Source organism: Ancylobacter oerskovii (assembly GCF_018390555.1).
Taxonomy (GTDB): domain Bacteria; phylum Pseudomonadota; class Alphaproteobacteria; order Rhizobiales; family Xanthobacteraceae; genus Ancylobacter; species Ancylobacter oerskovii.
Window position 1 is genome coordinate 239482 of record NZ_JAHBGB010000027.1, and the last position, 16337, is coordinate 255818.

The 16337-nt window shown below is 64.3% G+C and carries 15 protein-coding genes; 7 read left to right on the plus strand and 8 right to left on the minus strand.

The annotated features are described in order from the left end of the window. Positions 1-167: 167 nt before the first annotated feature. The 3 genes from KHC19_RS12975 to KHC19_RS12985 all read right to left on the minus strand — a co-directional run bounded on the left by KHC19_RS12975 (position 168) and on the right by KHC19_RS12985 (position 3288). Positions 168-959: an ATP-binding cassette domain-containing protein gene (locus KHC19_RS12975; RefSeq protein ID WP_246548805.1), complete on the minus strand. Its 792-nt coding sequence runs from the start codon at positions 957-959 to the stop codon at positions 168-170. Between the two features lie 17 nt (positions 960-976). After that, positions 977-2077: an ABC transporter permease gene (locus KHC19_RS12980; RefSeq protein ID WP_246548808.1), complete on the minus strand. Its 1101-nt coding sequence runs from the start codon at positions 2075-2077 to the stop codon at positions 977-979. A 161-nt stretch (positions 2078-2238) separates the two neighbouring features. Beyond that, complete coding sequence (locus KHC19_RS12985; protein WP_213352775.1) at positions 2239-3288, minus strand: sugar ABC transporter substrate-binding protein; 1050 nt, start codon at positions 3286-3288, stop codon at positions 2239-2241. A gap of 216 nt (positions 3289-3504) precedes the next feature. Here KHC19_RS12985 and KHC19_RS12990 point away from each other — a divergent pair, with 216 nt between their 5' ends. The 3 genes from KHC19_RS12990 to KHC19_RS26220 are packed head-to-tail and all read left to right on the plus strand — an operon-like array spanning position 3505 to position 5324. Beyond that, positions 3505-4746, plus strand: a complete 1242-nt coding sequence (locus KHC19_RS12990; RefSeq protein ID WP_213352776.1) for an ROK family transcriptional regulator — start codon at positions 3505-3507, stop codon at positions 4744-4746. A gap of 3 nt (positions 4747-4749) precedes the next feature. Continuing rightward, the gene (locus KHC19_RS12995) at positions 4750-5193 is read left to right on the plus strand and encodes an RbsD/FucU family protein (RefSeq protein WP_213352777.1); all 444 of its coding nucleotides are present in this window, start codon (positions 4750-4752) and stop codon (positions 5191-5193) included. After that, entirely contained in the window at positions 5190-5324 is a 135-nt protein-coding gene (locus tag KHC19_RS26220) for a hypothetical protein (protein WP_281418565.1), read from the plus strand. Before KHC19_RS12995 ends, KHC19_RS26220 begins: the two co-directional genes overlap by 4 nt. A 187-nt stretch (positions 5325-5511) precedes the next feature. On the opposite strand, the gene KHC19_RS13000 is transcribed toward KHC19_RS26220, so the two are convergent. The 3 genes from KHC19_RS13000 to KHC19_RS13010 form a co-directional block, all read right to left on the minus strand. Further along, the gene (locus KHC19_RS13000; RefSeq protein WP_246548810.1) at positions 5512-6759 is read right to left on the minus strand and encodes an AGE family epimerase/isomerase; all 1248 of its coding nucleotides are present in this window, start codon (positions 6757-6759) and stop codon (positions 5512-5514) included. A 382-nt stretch (positions 6760-7141) separates the two neighbouring features. Beyond that, positions 7142-8056, minus strand: a complete 915-nt coding sequence (locus KHC19_RS13005) for a dihydrodipicolinate synthase family protein (RefSeq protein WP_213352779.1) — start codon at positions 8054-8056, stop codon at positions 7142-7144. Positions 8057-8137: 81 nt separating this feature from the next. Beyond that, positions 8138-9079 (minus strand): Bug family tripartite tricarboxylate transporter substrate binding protein, encoded by a 942-nt coding sequence (locus tag KHC19_RS13010; protein ID WP_213352780.1) that lies wholly within the window; start codon positions 9077-9079, stop codon positions 8138-8140. A gap of 156 nt (positions 9080-9235) precedes the next feature. On the opposite strand from KHC19_RS13010, the gene KHC19_RS13015 reads away from it, so the two are divergent. Both KHC19_RS13015 and KHC19_RS13020 read left to right on the plus strand, forming a co-directional pair. After that, the gene (locus KHC19_RS13015; RefSeq protein WP_281418566.1) at positions 9236-10189 is read left to right on the plus strand and encodes a LysR family transcriptional regulator; all 954 of its coding nucleotides are present in this window, start codon (positions 9236-9238) and stop codon (positions 10187-10189) included. 487 nt (positions 10190-10676) lie between these two features. Further along, complete coding sequence (locus tag KHC19_RS13020) at positions 10677-11924, plus strand: porin (RefSeq protein ID WP_213352782.1); 1248 nt, start codon at positions 10677-10679, stop codon at positions 11922-11924. A gap of 260 nt (positions 11925-12184) precedes the next feature. Here the strand turns inward: KHC19_RS13020 and KHC19_RS26350 are convergent, their stop codons facing one another. Beyond that, on the minus strand, positions 12185-12769 hold the full coding sequence (locus KHC19_RS26350; RefSeq protein WP_343207712.1) for a hypothetical protein: 585 nt from the start codon (positions 12767-12769) through the stop codon (positions 12185-12187). 236 nt (positions 12770-13005) lie between these two features. On the opposite strand from KHC19_RS26350, the gene KHC19_RS13030 reads away from it, so the two are divergent. Both KHC19_RS13030 and KHC19_RS13035 read left to right on the plus strand, forming a co-directional pair. Next, positions 13006-14361 carry a tyrosine-type recombinase/integrase gene (locus KHC19_RS13030; protein WP_213352783.1) on the plus strand — a complete coding sequence of 452 codons (1356 nt, stop codon included), beginning with the start codon at positions 13006-13008 and terminating at the stop codon, positions 14359-14361. 17 nt (positions 14362-14378) lie between these two features. Beyond that, positions 14379-15356 carry a hypothetical protein gene (locus KHC19_RS13035; protein ID WP_213352784.1) on the plus strand — a complete coding sequence of 326 codons (978 nt, stop codon included), beginning with the start codon at positions 14379-14381 and terminating at the stop codon, positions 15354-15356. 8 nt (positions 15357-15364) lie between these two features. Here KHC19_RS13035 and KHC19_RS13040 read toward each other — a convergent pair whose 3' ends face one another. Further along, positions 15365-16045: a hypothetical protein gene (locus KHC19_RS13040; RefSeq protein WP_213352785.1), complete on the minus strand. Its 681-nt coding sequence runs from the start codon at positions 16043-16045 to the stop codon at positions 15365-15367. Between the last annotated feature and the right edge of the window lie 292 nt (positions 16046-16337).

Genomic DNA, 16337 nt, shown 5'->3' on the forward strand with positions numbered 1-16337 from the left:
GGCCGGATAAAAAATCCGCCGACCCGCTTCGGCGCAAGCGGGTCGGCGGCACCACGCGGGTCCGGCGGGAGACGGCCCGCGATCTCGGGGGACGGGGAGGTTTCCGGCCCCCGGACCTCTTTCCGATCGGTTGGAACGGTGGCGCGGCGCGAAAGCGCCCGGTGTTCCTAGGCTGCCAGTTCCTCCGCTGGAGCCTTGGCGCCGGTCATGAAGGCCACCGCATCGGACATGGTGTAGTCCTTCGGGTTGATGACGCAGAGCCGGCGACCGAGCCGGTGGATATGGATCCGGTCGGCGATCTCGAACACATGCGGCATGTTGTGGCTGATCAGCACGATCGGCAGGCCGCGCGAGCGCACGTCGAGGATCAACTCCAGCACCCGGCGCGATTCCTTGACGCCGAGCGCGGCGGTCGGCTCGTCCATGATGACGACGCGCGAGCCGAAGGCGGCGGCACGCGCCACCGCCACGCCCTGCCGCTGGCCGCCCGAGAGCGTCTCCACCGGCTGGTTGATGCTCTGCACCGTCATCAGGCCGAGCTCGCTGAGCTTGTCGCGGGCGATCTTCTGCATCGCCGGCCGGTCGAGCATGCGGAACACCGAGCCGAGCACGCCCGGCCGGCGCATCTCGCGGCCGAGAAACATGTTGTCGGCGATCGACAGGCTCGGCGACAGTGCCAGCGACTGGTGCACCGTCTCGATGCCGGCCCGCTGGGCATCCATCGGCGAGGCGAACTTCGCCACCTCGCCATCCAGCCGGATCTCGCCCTCGTCGGGAATCAGGGCACCGGACAGCGCCTTGATCAGCGAGGACTTGCCGGCACCGTTGTCGCCGATCACCGCCAGGATCTCGCCGGGATAGAGGTCGAAATCGGCGCGGTCCATGGCAGTCACCCGGCCATAGCGCTTCACCAGGCCGCGGGCGGAGAGGACGGGGGCGGCGGAGGCGGACTTGGACATGGTCTTCAGCTCCGTAATCATGCCGACACCTTGCGGATCCACTGGTCGAGGGCGACCGCGACGATGATCAGGATGCCGACGGTGAATTCCTGCCACAGCACGTCGACGCCGGAGAGGGCGAGGCCGTTGCGGAACACGCCGACGATGAGCGCGCCGATCAACGTGCCGATGATCGAGCCGCGTCCGCCGAACAGGCTGGCGCCGCCGATCACCACCGCGGTGATGCTGTCGAGATTGGCGGTCTGGCCGGCCTGCGGTGACACCGAGCCGATGCGACCGATCAGCGCCCAGGCGCCGAGCGCGCAGATGACGCCCGCCGCGACATAGACGGTGAACAGCACCTTGCGGGTGCGGATGCCCGAAAGCTCGGCGGCGACCGGGTCGTCGCCCACCGCATAGAGATGCCGGCCGAAGGCGGTGCGGTTCAGCACGTACCAGACCAGCGCGATCAGCCCCAGCATGAAGACGGAGCCATAGGTGAAGCGGGCGCCCAGCACGTCCACCGGCGTGCCGAGGAATTGCAGGAACGGCGCGGCCTTGGCGACGTCCTGCGAGCGGATGGTCTCGGAAGCCGAGTACCAGAGGTTGAGCGCGAAGAAGATCGACCAGGTGCCGAGGGTGACGATGAAGGGCGGCAGCCTCAGCCGCGTCACCAGCACGCCGTTGACGGCGCCGCAGCCGCCGCCGACCACGATGCCGACCATGAAGGCCAGCGGCGCCGGCAGGCCGAGCGTCACCGCCAGCTTGCCCATCACCACCGAGCACAGCACCATGATGGCGCCGACCGACAGGTCGATGCCGGCGGTGATGACGATCAGCGTCTGGGCGATGCCGATGATGCCGATGATCGTCACCTGCTGGATGATCAGCGACAAGTTGAAGGACGACAGGAAGCGGCTGCCGACGATCAGGCTGAAGCCGAGGATGCCCAGCGCCAGCACGATGGCCGGCACCGCGGTCGGGTTGGCGTGCAGGAAATGCTGCACGCGCTGGATCGGCGATTTGGGCGTGACGTCGAACTCAGCAACGCGGCTGTCGCGCTTTTCGAGCACCTGCTCGAAAGCCTGCATCGCCGGAGGACCCGAAGGGTTCGCGCCGGAACTGCTCACATCGGTCATCGCCATACCCTCCCGCAGACCGGCTTCGCGCTGGCGATGCACGGGGCCGGGAGAGGCACCCCGCGGGAGCCTCTCGGTTGTTTCACAAGGACGATCCGCACCGCAGGGAGCGGTACGATGTCAGACCCGCCGCGCCGCCCGGGAGACGGCGCGGAGAGCGATCAGCCCCAGCACTTCTTCAGCGCTTCCGAGGACGGGATCGACTTGACGCCGCTCACCGGCTTGTCGGTGACGAGCTCGACGCCGGTGTTCACGAAGTCGAGGCCGGGGGTGGCCTGCGGCTTGGCGCCGGTGTCGGCGAAGGCCTTCACCGCCTCGATGCCCTTGGATGCCATCAGCAGCGGGAACTGCATGGAGGTGGCGCCGATGACGCCATCGGCGACGTTGCGTACGCCAGGGCAGCCGCCGTCGACCGAGACGATCAGCACGTCCTTGTCGCGGCCGACCGACTTCAGCGCCTCATAGGCGCCGGCCGCCGCCGGCTCGTTGATCGTGTAGACCACCGAAATTCCGGGGTCCTTCTGGAGCAGGTTCTCCATCGCCTTGCGGCCGCCCTCCTCGTTGCCGAGGGTGGTGTCGTGGCCGACGATGCGCTTGTCCTTCTCGTCGCCGATCACCGCCGGATTGGCGAGATCGATGCCGAAGCCCTTCATGAAACCCTGGTCGCGGGAGACGTCGACCGAGACCTGGTTCACGCTGAGGTCGAGCAGCGCGATCTTGGCGGCGCCGGCCTTCTCGCCCAGCGTCTTGGCCGCCCATTGGCCAATCAGCTCGCCGGCGAGGAAATTGTCGGTGGCGAAGGTGGCGTCGGCGGCGTTCGGCGGATCGAGCTGCGTATCCAGGGCGATGACCAGGATGCCGGCGGCGCGGGCCTTCTCGATGGAAGGCACGATGGCGCGCGAGTCGCTGGGCGTGATCAGGATGCCCTTGGCACCCGCGGCGATGAGGTTCTCCACCGCCGCGACCTGCGAGTCGTTGTCGCCGTCGACCTTGCCGGCGAAGGAACGCAACTCCATGCCGAGCTCGTCGGCCTTGGCCTGCGCGCCCTCCTTCATCTTCACGAAGAAGGGGTTGGTGTTGGTCTTGGTGATGATGCCGACGATCGGCTTGTCGGCGGCGGCGGCGAGCCCGGCTCCCGCAAGCGTGACACTGGCGAGCGCGATGGCGGAAACGGCCGAGAAAACAAGGTGATGCCGGAACGAGCGGCGCATTCTTCCCTCCCTTGGGACGATGTGAAATGGCGCAGGTTTGTCCCGCGACGTGCTCTTTGGCGTTTTCATGAAGCCGCAGCCTCCCACCCCTGTCAATAAATAAATCACTCAGATTTAATAATTGACAGGCTCAACTTGCCTGCCTCATCCTTCCGACGATAGACCTGCCCGATGAAGCGGCGGCGTGAGAACAAGACGATGAGGAACGCAAGGAGCATGGACGAGACGGCGTCCTTTCCGATTCCGGGCGAGTCCGTGCCTCTTTCCCCTGCCGGCCGCGGCACCAACCCCACCGGCGTGCGCCTCTACAATGAGCGGGTCATCCTCTCGCTGATCCGTCGACACCGGGCGCTCGGCAAGGTCGACATCGCCCGCCTGACCGGGCTCTCCACCCAAACCACCACCGTGATCATGAACCGGCTGCATGCGGATGGCCTGCTGACGGCCGGCGAGCGCCAGCGCGGGCGTATCGGCCAGCCTTCGGTGCCGTTCTCGCTGAACCCGGACGGCGCCTTCGGCCTCGGGCTGATGATCGGCCGGCGCTCCTCCGATCTGGTGTTGATGGACTTCACCGCCGGCATTCGCGCCCGCGCCCGCCTCACCTACGCCTATCCGCTGCCGCAGGCGCTGATGGACTTCGCGGCTCGCGAGATTCCCCGGCTGACCGCCGTGCTCACCAAGGAGCAGCACGCCCGCGTCACCGGCATCGGCGTCGCCATGCCCTTCGAGCTGTGGAACTGGGAAGCCGACCTCGAGACGCCGCCCGGCGCGCTCGCCGGCTGGCGGACCTTCGACGTCACGCGGGAGCTAGGACAGCTGTTCCCGGACTGGCCGGTGCGCATGTGCAACGACGCCACCTCCGCCTGCGCCGCCGAACTGACCTTCGGCCGCGGAGCGGCGTTCCACGACTTCGCCTATCTCTATATCGGCACCTTCATCGGCGGCGGCGTCGTGCTGAATGGCAGCCTGTTCCCGGGCCGCTCGGGCAATGCTGGCGCGCTCGGCTCCATGCCGATCCTGCGGCGCGAGGCGGACGGCACCGCCAGCCTGCAACAGCTCATCCGCACCGCCTCCATCTACCGGCTGGAGCGGCGGCTGATCGCCCGTGGCCTGCCGGGAACGGATATCTGGGTGTCGCCGGACGACTGGTCGAAATTTGCCGAGCCGCTGGAAGACTGGATCGACGAGGCGGCCGACGGCCTCGCGCAGGCCATCGCCGCCATGCTGGCGGTGATCGATTTCGAGGCGGTCGTGATCGACGGCGCCTTTCCCGTCGATGTACGGAGCCGTCTGGTCGAGCGGACACGCCGGCGGCTCGCCGCTATCGACCACCAGGGCCTCACCGATGCCCTGGTGGTGGAGGGATCGGTCGGGCGCGACGCCCGCGCCATCGGTGGCGCCGCGCTGCCGCTGCTCGCCACCTTCGCGCGCGATTTCGACGTTCTCTTCAAGGAATAGGCCATGCTCAAGGGCATCGATCCGCTCATCGGCCCCGACCTGCTCAGGACATTGCGGGCCATGGGGCATGGCGACGAGATCGCCATCGTCGATGCCAACTACCCGGCCGAGGCCCATGCCCGGCGCCTCGTGCGCATGGACGGACATGCCGCCCCGGCGATCCTCGACGCGGTGCTGTCGCTGATGCCGCTCGACGCCTCGGTCGAGCACGCCGCCTTCCGCCCCTGTGCTCATGGTGAGTGCGGGCGGCTGGAGGAGGTGTTCGTCGAGTTCCAGCAGATCATCGATCGCCGCGAACCCGGTTTCCGGCTGGTGCCGATCTCCGGCGAGCCGTTCTACGACCGCATCCGTGCCGCCTATGCCATCGTCGCCTCGGGCGAGCGACGGCTCTATGGCAACATCGTCCTGCGCAAGGGCGTCATCCGGCCGGAGGGTGCCACGGCATGATACTGGTCTGCGGGGAGGCGCTCATAGACCGGTTCGTCGGCCCGCCGGAGGGCACGGAGATGCCGGCCCGCGCGGTGGCCGGCGGCTCGCCCTTCAACGCCGCCATCGCGCTCATATCGAGGCTGTGCTGAGCACGCCGACGGCCTCGCCCGGCACAGCCGCTGCGGTCCTGTGCGGGATCTGAACAGGCGGCTCATGGTGATGGCGGCGACGGCGGATGTCGTTTCGCTGCTGGCAACCGGAGGGGTCTGAATCCTTCGGGGCCCCGGTGCCGATCCACTCCCGAGCCCGGCGCCTCGCGTGTCCCCTGCCGCCGTATCAGATCCTGCCGTTGGCCTCGGCGATCACCTTCGTCAGACTGCCGGTTGCCGGGAACAGGGGAATGAGGCAGGCCTGCAGGGCGTGATAGATGTCGCCCTTGCCGGGGAACAGCATGTGCGAGGGCACGAGGTCTTCCGTCAGTTCCTCATGCCAGCCGCCGTTCTTGTGATCGATGAAGACGCGCTCGATCAGGTCCCAGATCTTGCGGTAATATTCCTCGTGGAAGTCGCTGGGGAGATGCTCGTTCAGGAAATGCGCGGCGCCCGCGCCTTCGCAGACTGGCCACCACAGCTTGTGGCGCTTGTCGGGCCTGTCGTTCCAGTCGAGCGTGTAGAAGAACCCTCCCCTCTCATTGTCCCAGCCGAGTGCGATGGATTGCGCGAAGAGATTCTTGGCCGCAATCGGCATCCAGTCGTGTTTGCGGCCACCGAGAACCCAAAGCTGCAGGAGGAGGCGCGACCATTCCAGCCAATGGCCGGGGGTGGTGCCGGCGGGGCGGAACATCTCGTTGGGATGATAATAGTGCGGGTCGAGATCCCAGTCGGCACTGAAATGCTCGGCCACGCGCCAGCCGACGCTACCGGCGATGCGGTGGATGATGAGGCCAGAAATGCTCTCGGCCTTGGCGAGATAGCTGCGATCGCCGGTCGCTTCGAAGGCGGCCATCAGCGCCTCCGTCAAATGCATATTGGAATTCTGACCACGGTAATCGTCGCGGCCGAGCGGCTGCCAGTCGGCAGTGAATTCCTCGGCGATGGCGTTGTGCCTGCTCTCCCAGAACCTGGTGGCTAGCACCTCCGAGATGTCGGCAAGCATGGGGTCGGCGAGCGGGTGGCCTATGGTCTTCGCGGCGGAGGCCGCAAGCAGAACGAAGGCATGACCATAGCCCTGCTTGCTCGTGTCGACGGGACCGTTGTCGTCGAGCGACCAGAAATAGCCGCCATTCCCGCTGTCGCGATGATGGTTCCAAATGTACTGCATGCCGTGATCGACCACGGCGGACGCACCGGGCCGGCCCAGCAGGACGCCGATGGCGAAGCAATGCACGGCGCGCGCGGCGATATGGATCGGGCGGATCTGGCCGACGGCATTCAGGGGCCGGCCGATGTCGTCAAGATCGTAGAAGCCGCCCTTGGAATTGATCGAATTGTGCTGGAAGAAATCGAACAGGCCATTCGCCTGCGCCAGCAGCCAATCGCGATGATAAGTGCGCCCTGACCATTTCTGGATATACGGATTCTTCATATCGCTCGTCATGATATACAGAAATTATATTTTATGAATTTTCATATCATGCTGAATCATGACTGCATCGATGAATGGATTTCGCTCAACAAATGCCCCACATGGAGTGCAGCGCATTTTCCTCGGCGAACCAGCTCGCAACGAGAGTAGCGCGAATGTCGCCGCTTCGCACGAGGCGCATTGAGGCGCTCCCCGGCCAGCTCGTGCGGAAGATTTCGAAGTTGGGGTTCGTGCCGACGGGGCTTCGGAGGACGCGCTGCCAATCCCCGCCCCCGGCGCGAAACCGCCCCGGCGCCGCCCTGCATCTCCGACAATGCGGGCGCTGCCGCGCCGGACGGCGCAGCAGCCGCAACTTCCTCAGGCAACGGACTCCGCGCGTGCCTTAAGCGACATCCGCGACGGGAGCCGTCAGATCTGCGACGGCCGAGCGAATAGCCGCCTGCTGTTGCGGCGTAACTGCGGGGGTCGGCCGCCGGCTAATTCCCAGAGGGGCGCCCTGAAGCGAGAGGGCAAATTTCGAGGTGGCGATGCGGTTATCGGCGAAGATCGCATTCCACAGGCGCAGCATCTTCCGGTGCAGGGCGAGCGCCGTCGCATGGTCGCCGCGTTGCACGGCCTCCCACAGCTCGAGGCACTGACGCGGGGCCGCCGCCGCGAGCATGGAAATCACGCCATGGGCGCCGAGCGCCATCGAGGGATACAGAAGCGCATCGATCGCCGCGAAGATGCGATCCCTGGGGCCTGCATCGAGCAGCAGGTCGGCAAGGAGCTTGAGATCTCCCGCGCTCTGCTTGACGCCGATCACGCCGGGCTCCTCGCGCATCATGCGCAGCAGGAGACGCGGCGTCAGATAGTTCCAGGGGATGACGTTGTAGACGATGATCGGAATGCCCACGGCATCGTAGACCTCCCGGAAATGGCGGATCATCGCCTCTTCGTCGGTCTTGTAGATGTAGTGAACCGGCGTCAGCTGCAGCGCGGACACGCCGAGATCGGCGATCGCACGCGCCCGCTCGATGGCGTCGCGCGTGCTGTTGGCGATGACGCCCGCGATAAGCGGCCCGCTCTCGCCCAGTTCCTCGCCGACCACGCCGGTCATCGTGCGCAACTCATCGACCGAGAGATTGAACCCCTCCCCCGAGCTGCCGCCGACGACCAGGCCCTGAACGCCCTGCCGCAGCATGAAGCGCGAGAGTTCGCGCAGCGAGGAGACGTCGATCGTCTCGTCGTCGGAAAGCGGCGTCAGAAGCGGCGGCAGGATGCCGGCAATCTCGGAAGGCTGGAAGATCCTGGACATTCTCGTCTCCATGAGGGCAAGAGGCGGCGATGCGGTGCGATGAAGCCCGCCGATCTGCCGCGCCGGATTGTCTTGACAGGGTCAGTTGATCTCGACCTTCGCGATGCGCGCCAGTTTGGCGAAGTGCTCGATCTGCTCGTCGATATAGGCCTGGAACTCGGTCGGCGAGGATATGGCGACTTCCAGCCCGAGCTCCTTCAAGCGGGCCAGCACGGAAGGATCCTTGATGGCTTCCCGCACGGCGGAATTCAGCTTCTCGACGATGGCCGGCGACAGGCCGGCGGGCCCGACCAGGCCGTTCCACGTCAGCACCTCGAAGCCGGGCAACTGCTCGCTGATGGCCGGGACATCGGGCAGGAGCGAGGAGCGCGTCGTGGTGGTGACCGCGAGAGCCTTCAGCTTGCCGGCATTGACCTGCGGCATGACCTCGAGGATCGGATTGAACGCCGTCTCGATCTGCCCGCTCATGACGTCGGTGAGCGCGGGCGCGCCGCCCTTATAGGCGATCGGCATCATGGCGACGCCCGACATGGATTCGAACAGCGCTCCCGCGAGATGGGGAGAGGAGCCCTGCCCGGCCGTTCCGTAGTTCAGCTCCCCGGGCTTCTGCTTGCCATAGGCGATGAAGGCCTCGAGCGTCTGGGCCGGGAAAGAGGGAGCGACCACCAGCACGCTCGGGCTGACCGTGAAGCGGGCAATGGCCGTGAAGTCCTTCCTGGGATCGTAGGAGAGCTTCGAGATGCTCACATTCGCCGCGAGCGGACCGCTGCTGAGGAAGCCGAGCGTGTAGCCGTCGGGTGCGGCGGTGGCCACCGCCCCCGCGCCTATGGCGCCGCCCGCACCGGTGCGGTTTTCCACCACCACCGGCTGGCCGAGGATCTCGCCCAGCTTCGTCGCGAGCACGCGCCCGGACACGTCGTTGTTCCCGCCGGCGGCAAAAGGCACGATCATGGTGATGGGACGCGTCGGATAGGCATCGCCCGCCGAGGCGTGGCCGATTCCCAGCATGAGGACTGCCGACACGATAGCCGTTTGCAGGCGGCCTAGACCTTTCATCGCTTCCTCCCGGTAAACAGCCTGCCGTTCTTTGCGACGGCATGGACACTGAAGGAGAGGCTAGGGAATTGATTTAAAAGCGTCTATTTTCTTTTCGTTCCCTCGTGTAAACCTACGGCTAACATGCAATCGGATCCTGGGCGTAACGCTTTCCAGCAATTGCGTTTCCGGCAACTGGAGATGGTGCGCCTGCTGGCGGACACGGGCAGCGTACGCACGACAGCGGGCCTGATGAACGTGACCGCACCGGCTCTGAGCAAGAGCCTGCGGGAGGTCGAGACGCTCATCGGCCACGAGCTTTTCATCCGCAGTTCCCGCGGTGTCGCGCCGACGCCGCTGGGGAGCGAGGTCGCCCGGCAGGCGCGCCTGCTGCTGCATGGGCTCGACGCGCTGCGGGACATCAAGCCGGAGACGCTGGGCTCGGAACGGGCGCTCCTTCGCCTCGGCACGGCCCCCTTCGTCGCGTGGCGCATCATGCCGAGCGTCATCGAGCGATTGAGGGCCGCGGATGCGCGGCTCCGCGTCCACCTCGTCGAAGGCCGGATCATCCCGCTGGCCGATCAGCTCCTGAACGGCGATCTCGACGCCATCCTCACGGTGATGACGCCGGAAGCGCTTCAGGTGCTGGGACGGGCGGAATTCCTGCTGGACCAGATTCATTCGGAGCGCGTGGTCATCATCTGCGGCCCGGGCCACCGCTGGGCAGGAAAGCGGGTTTCCTGGCCCGAGCTGGCGACCGCGGACTGGATCATGCCGCCGCAGACCTTCACCCTGCGCCTGACCGTGCAACGCACCTGCCTTCAGGCCGGCGCCATTCCCCCCGAGCCGGTGATCGAGTCGGTCAACATCCCGGCGGTCATCAACTATGTCAAAGCCGGCCTGGGCATTACCGCCGCCTTCGGATCGACGGTGAAAGACGACCTGAATTCCGGCGCGCTCCACCTTATCCGCACCGATGCCGAGCTGCCGACGGTTCCGGTTGGACTGGCCGCACGGCGGACGCCCACCATCGGCCAGGCGATGCGCACCCTCAGGGACGCCTTCGAACGCTACGCGGCGGCCCCGTCCGAAGCCTGACCACTTCCCTGGACCATGGCCCAGGAGGCTTCCGGCACCCCTCTCTGGCTCGCTGCGACGGCATCCTGCCGTGCCCTGCACGGGGCAGTTCGGCGCGGGAGGAACCAGGCACAGGACGCCTGCGCACCCCGCCCCGCGGCACCAGCTTCAGGGCATGACGACCCACCCTGGCCAGATGCCCGCGACAATCGCCGAACCGCCCAGCTGCAGTTGGCGATCAATACCCTCCCTCACCCAATCCGAAGGCCTGCATACCGCTAAGTAAACCCTACATAACTCATCTGTCTTCACGCAACCGTGATGCGTGCATGGATGCAACACCTGCCCGAAAAATGCCCTCTCCGCGCCCAAATCCGGCACTTTGGCTTTGCGCCGCGCGAGCGATTCAAACAATGTCTTTCATGATGATCTTTTTGCTCATCAGGGTGAGCGCCACAATTTAATGTGAATGTGGGCTCAATTTTGGGTAAGTGAAATGAAATCTTTGATGAATAACCTTCTACTTGGCTCGGTCGCCGGGCTTGCGATGGTCGGGACCGCTGCAGCGGCCGATCTGCCTGTGAAGGCGAAGGCTGCGGAATATGTGAAGATCTGCTCGACCTATGGCGCGGGTTTCTACTACATTCCCGGCACCGACACCTGCCTGAAGGTCGGCGGCTTCGTGCAGGCCGACTATTACTATCAGGACTATGACTACCTGAACAACGCGGACTTCCAGTCCTCGTACTTCCGTAGCCGCGGCGCGATCCGCCTGGATGCCCGCACGCAGACCGAGTACGGCACCCTGCGTTCGTTCATCGACCTGCGCGCCACCTATGGCGACGGCCTCGGCAACGTCTACGGCGACGGCGGCGACTCCACCGCGATCACCCTCGACAAGGGCTACATCCAGTTCGCTGGCTTCACCTTCGGTAAGGTGCAGTCGTTCTTCGACTACTATGCCGACAACAACATCTGGGGCTTCGACAACCCGGAAATCTCGGCCGACGAAGACGTGACCGCGGCTGCCTACACCGCCGACTTCGGCGGCGGCTTCACGGCCTCGATCTCGATCGAAGACGACTCCTCGCGTTCGAACGGCGACAGCGTCGGCGAGATCGCTCAGCCCGACATCCCGGCGCTGATCGGCAACATCAACTACGAAGGCGAGTGGGGCGGCTTCCAGATCGCCGGCGCCATCCGCCAGCTCGACGACAGCTACTACGACCCCTTCGGCATCTCCACCAATGACTCGGTTGGTTGGGCTGTCCTCGGCGGCGTGAAGTTCAACCTGCCGACCCTCGGCGAAGGCGACACGCTGTACATCGAAGGCACCTATGGCAGCGGCGCGGTCGGCTACACCGGCATCAATGGTGGCTACTCGACCGTCTCTGGCCAGGCGGCTCAGGACCTCTACTACAACCCGGTGAACAACACCCTCGAGTCCGGCGATGCCTGGACGATCGCGGCGGAACTCACCCACTTCTTCACGCCCCAGGTCTTCGGCGTGCTGTACGGCAACTACGGCCAGAACAGCGTCCCGGACACCGCCTACACCTATCTCGGCTACTCCGACTACAGCCTCTGGACCCTCGGCGGCAGCCTGAACTGGAGCCCGGTGAAGAACCTCCTCTTCGTCGCCCAGTACACCTACGCCCAGACCAGCTACGACAACCCGGTCCTCAACGACTACGGTTCGCTGATCGACAGCTCGGACAACCAGCAGGTCCTGCTGTCGGTGCGTCGCACCTTCTGATCCCTTCGGATCTGAAAACGCTAAACCCCGGCTCTTCGCCGGGGTTTAGCGCGAATGCGCAGGGCGGCCGCGGATGCCTTTCAGCCTCCCATCGCAACAGGCTGTCGCGCTCGACAGCGCTGATGCCAGCCCCGGTTGTCGGCGCCCGGAGGGAGGCCGTGTCGCCTGCTTCTTCGGTAAAGAGACCGGCCCCAGAGAGGATGCCGTCGAAAAGGCTCGGAACCGGAACCGACCGAGCTTCCTGCGTCACATTGCCGGCTTCATCTTCCCAGCAGCGTAGGGATCCGTTCCGACACCGTCGGATGGATCGGTACCGCACGCTGGAAGACGGCGCAGGGGGCGTTCGCATGCATGATGTCGAGCAGGCCGTGAATGGCCTCGTCACCGCCGGTGCCAAATATGGCCGCCCCGAGGATGCGCTGCGTCTCGGCATCCATCACCACCTTCATGAAGCCAAGCGCCTCCGCTTTCTCCACCGCGCGGCCCACCCTGTTCATTAGCTGCTCGCCGATGAGAAGGGGCGGGCTCGGCCGGCCCCACCCTCCTCCGTCATGCCGACCGCCCAATGGCGGATCGGTGTAGAGCGCATGGCCGGGAAGTCGGTCGCTCACCTTCCAGCCCTGGCCATCCAGCAGGTTGAGCGGCGGGAAGTGTTGCTGCAGTCCGTCGTCGACCGGCGGGTGAAAGCCGATGCCGAGACCCAGGCGCGGATCGAGGAGTTCTACCGCGAGAAGACCACGCCGGAAGACAGGCTCCGGCGGCTCCATCAGCTTGTCGCTGACGGCGGCGTCGAACCGGACGACATGCTCAAGGATCGGATTGAAAGAGCCGTACTCGCCGACCATGCCACCCATCCGGGTGTTCGCGGTTTTGTACGGAAGTGGCGCGCCCTAGGGGAGCCCATGACCCGACACCCGCCACCTGTTATGTTGCTTTAATTGCATGATTTTTTGAGATTGACTTGGGGTTCAAAACTGGGGTTCAATATGGGTTCATACACCCATTTGGACAGCTTCTCATGGCCGCCCCTCGCCTTCCGTCATTAGGCTCGCATCTCGAATGGCACGGAAGGCGCATTCGAGTGAAAGTGCGCGTCCCACCGTCCGTGCAAGCCTCGGCGAAACTACCGGCATGGTTGAAAGAAGCGCTCCCGACTGACAGCCCTCGAGCAGCCGAGACGCTGAAATGGACGGTCATCGCCCGGCTAAAGCAGCGCATTGAAGACGCCCGCAACGGCGTTGTCAGCGGCACTGAAGCCGATCCTATCGTGGCCGAGGCGTTGCTGTGGAAAGAAGCTATCGCTGACGATACAGCCACCGGAGAGCCGTCCGACACAACGGCCCGCATGGCGCTTGAGGACCGAGTTGATGCGGTTGCGGATCGGTTAGGGCACGAGAGAGCCCAACTTCTCGCCGGCATAGCTCTCGGGACAGCCACGCCGCTCGATAGCCACGTAGAAGCTTGGATCAAAGAGAAAGCGTACAAAGGCCGGACGGAGGCCGCACGGCGTCACGCCATCCGCATCTTCAGAACATGGTGCGTGGACAAGAAGGTGCCGGTGACCATCGAGGCCGTGACCCGCAAGCTTGCCGGACGTTTCGTCACCGAGCACTTCGTCAGCGGCGGCATTCACGCAGCAACGGCCAACAAGGCGATATCGGGCTTGTCCTCATACTGGGAATGGCTGGCGAAACGCGGCCATATCGAGGACGACGCCAATCCATGGCATCGCCAGTTCCTCAAGGTCGGAACCGGGCCGAAGGGAGAGGACGGACAGGGCATCAAGCGCCCCTTCACGGACACCGAGGTGGCGAAGCTGATCGCCGGCATCACCAAACAGCCACTGGCGGATATGTGCCGTCTGGCCGCTCTGTCCGGCGCGCGCATTACCGAGCTTGCCGAGTTGCGGGTGCGTCATTTGACCTTCAACGAGGGCGAGGATGGCACCGATCTATCCACGTTCAGGATTGTTGACGGCAAAACCGATAGTGCCGCTCGGACGGTGCCAATCCACTCGTCCACCTTTGAGATGCTGAAGGCTCGATGCGAAGGCAAGGCGGCCAGTGACTTCGTTTTTCACGAATTGCCGGAGCAATCCCATGCCGCCCGCAAGCGGTCAGCCCCAGCCTCGCAGGCGTTCGTCAGGGAGCGGCGGGAGCTTGGCGTTGATGACCAAATGCCGGGCGTGCGACAGTCACGGGTGGACTTTCATTCGTGGCGCCGCTGGTTCATTCGCAAGGCCGTCGAGGCACTAGAGAATGGCGCTCAGGGCTTCACAGCGTGGACCATCGCGGACGTGGTTGGGCATTCGAAGGAGGACGGCCCGCTTCCGATGACCATGGGTAGGTATCCCGGCGTAGCAGGAACGGACGCGCTTCGGGCGTGTGTGGAGTCCGTGCGATTCCCCGAGGCCAAGAAGCGAGATGCCAACGCTTAAGGCAGAAGGAGCGACAGGTGTCGTATGAGTTCGAGATTGACCGCTGCGACGTGCAGGATAAGTCGAAGCTGGGAGAATTCCGCCGCAAGCGCGACGAGTGGCTGCACTGGATGCGGAAGGATGAACATCACTCCATCTGCCAACAAATCACGGGCATGCTTTGGAACGACGCCGTGTTTCGTATGGTTAATGAAGCCCGCCGTTTGGCCGCCGCGCGCAACTCAGGAACAGTGTCGGTCAACGCGTCCTTGATGCGAATGGTCGATGAGGGCTTTGTTGCAACTCAAGTTCTTGCAATTCGCCGATTGAGGGAACCGCCATCGCGGGACGCCAACAAGCAAGTGATTTCGTTAAAGCGGACTCTCTTGGACATCACCACACACTTGCACCTCTTTACCCGCGAAGCTTATGTTTGCTTCGATGGCCTTCCATACGACCCGGAACCGGGCAGAACGGCGTATTTTGAATGGGCTAAGGCTCAGCCGAACGGCGCGGGAATGACGTGGTTATCCACCAGCGGCCCCGAAGCATGGACCACGAGCTGCCGACTGCACGACGCATTCGACCATCTGTCTGGCACGACGCCATCCACTCGCAACCGAGAGGACACTATCCGTCCCGAGGTCTTAACGTTCATTGATCAGCAATTAGAAGACAGCGGTTGGAAAGATATCAGTGATTTTGCCAATAAGTTCGTTGCACATTCAGCAGATCGGCATTCACGCTCGCTAATCCAACCACCTCGCCTCGGCGTTTCGCTTAACGAATTGGAGCGTTGCCATAGAGCTATTTGTCAGGTCACCTCAGTCATACTAAGCACCATCCTGTATGACAGCTCTTATGGCTTCTTCCCGGTACCCCAGTTTGATGCCTTAGAGCACCTCGAACGTCCGTTGATTGAGACCGATGACATGGGGGCTCTCGTAGCTCTATGGGACAGCAACATTGCCCGTGTCGGAAGCTGGGGAGCCCTCGACTTATCAAAGGCTCCCTAGTTCATTTTTCAGCCTATTGTGGGCGCGGGTAATGTAACCGCCCAACGATCAAAAGCCACAACACGCAGCCGAGACGCTTCCTCCTTCGACGGTCTCCACACCGCCGAGGAAAGACCATCATCGAAATCAGCGAACGAACGCCCGGCCTCCTGACGCTGCTTCGACCTGATGTTCAGATACCGACTAACAAGCTGCTGGGTGACATCGAGGACACTGGCGACGTCTGACTGACCTAATTCGGGAAAGTGATCCGCCAGCCAACAGACCGCCTCTTGCACGGGCATGTCCTGCCGTGAGCGGCTCCGCTGAAACTCGACCAAGGCGGCCTTCGCGTGTTGCACCTCGCTGCCAAGCTGGCGGTCCTCGACGCGCTGGAGGGCCGCAGACCACCGCTCACCGATCCACGCTCGCCCTGCCGGGCTGATGACATCGAAGGGGTAGGTAGCCTTCTTGGTCGGATTGATCCTCCGACCTAGATCGAGCTTCACCGCCTTTGCCGTGATGCGGCACCGATGATGAAGACCACCTCCCTCGACAGCCAGGAATTCCATTTCCCGCAAGATGGTGCGGACTCTGCGTGGCCCCACGCCCATCATTTCTCCGAACTCGGTGACGGTGACCCAGTCGCCCGTATTGATGGTCTTCAGCTCGCCCGTTGCGCGGTCGAGGACTTCTTCTGTGTAGATCAAGGCATGCGTCTCCGTTCCCGCTCCGCGGCCGTCACGGGCAGGCTCTAGGCGGCCGACAGGGGCCGCGAATGGTTGTGTTGGTGGTCGATGAAGGTGCCCCCGAGCGGCGCTCTAGGAGGCACTGGAGGGGCTCTAGGGCTCCTCAAAAATAGATAGACGCCCCCTCTCACGCCGATAAACCGGAACCTTCACGGACCCGCTCGGGGCCGCGCTAGGCGTCTCTATCGTCGGTGTCAAACGGCCTGCAAAGTTGCCCCCCGATCGGCGTCCAATGTTGACCCCTTGAGTATGC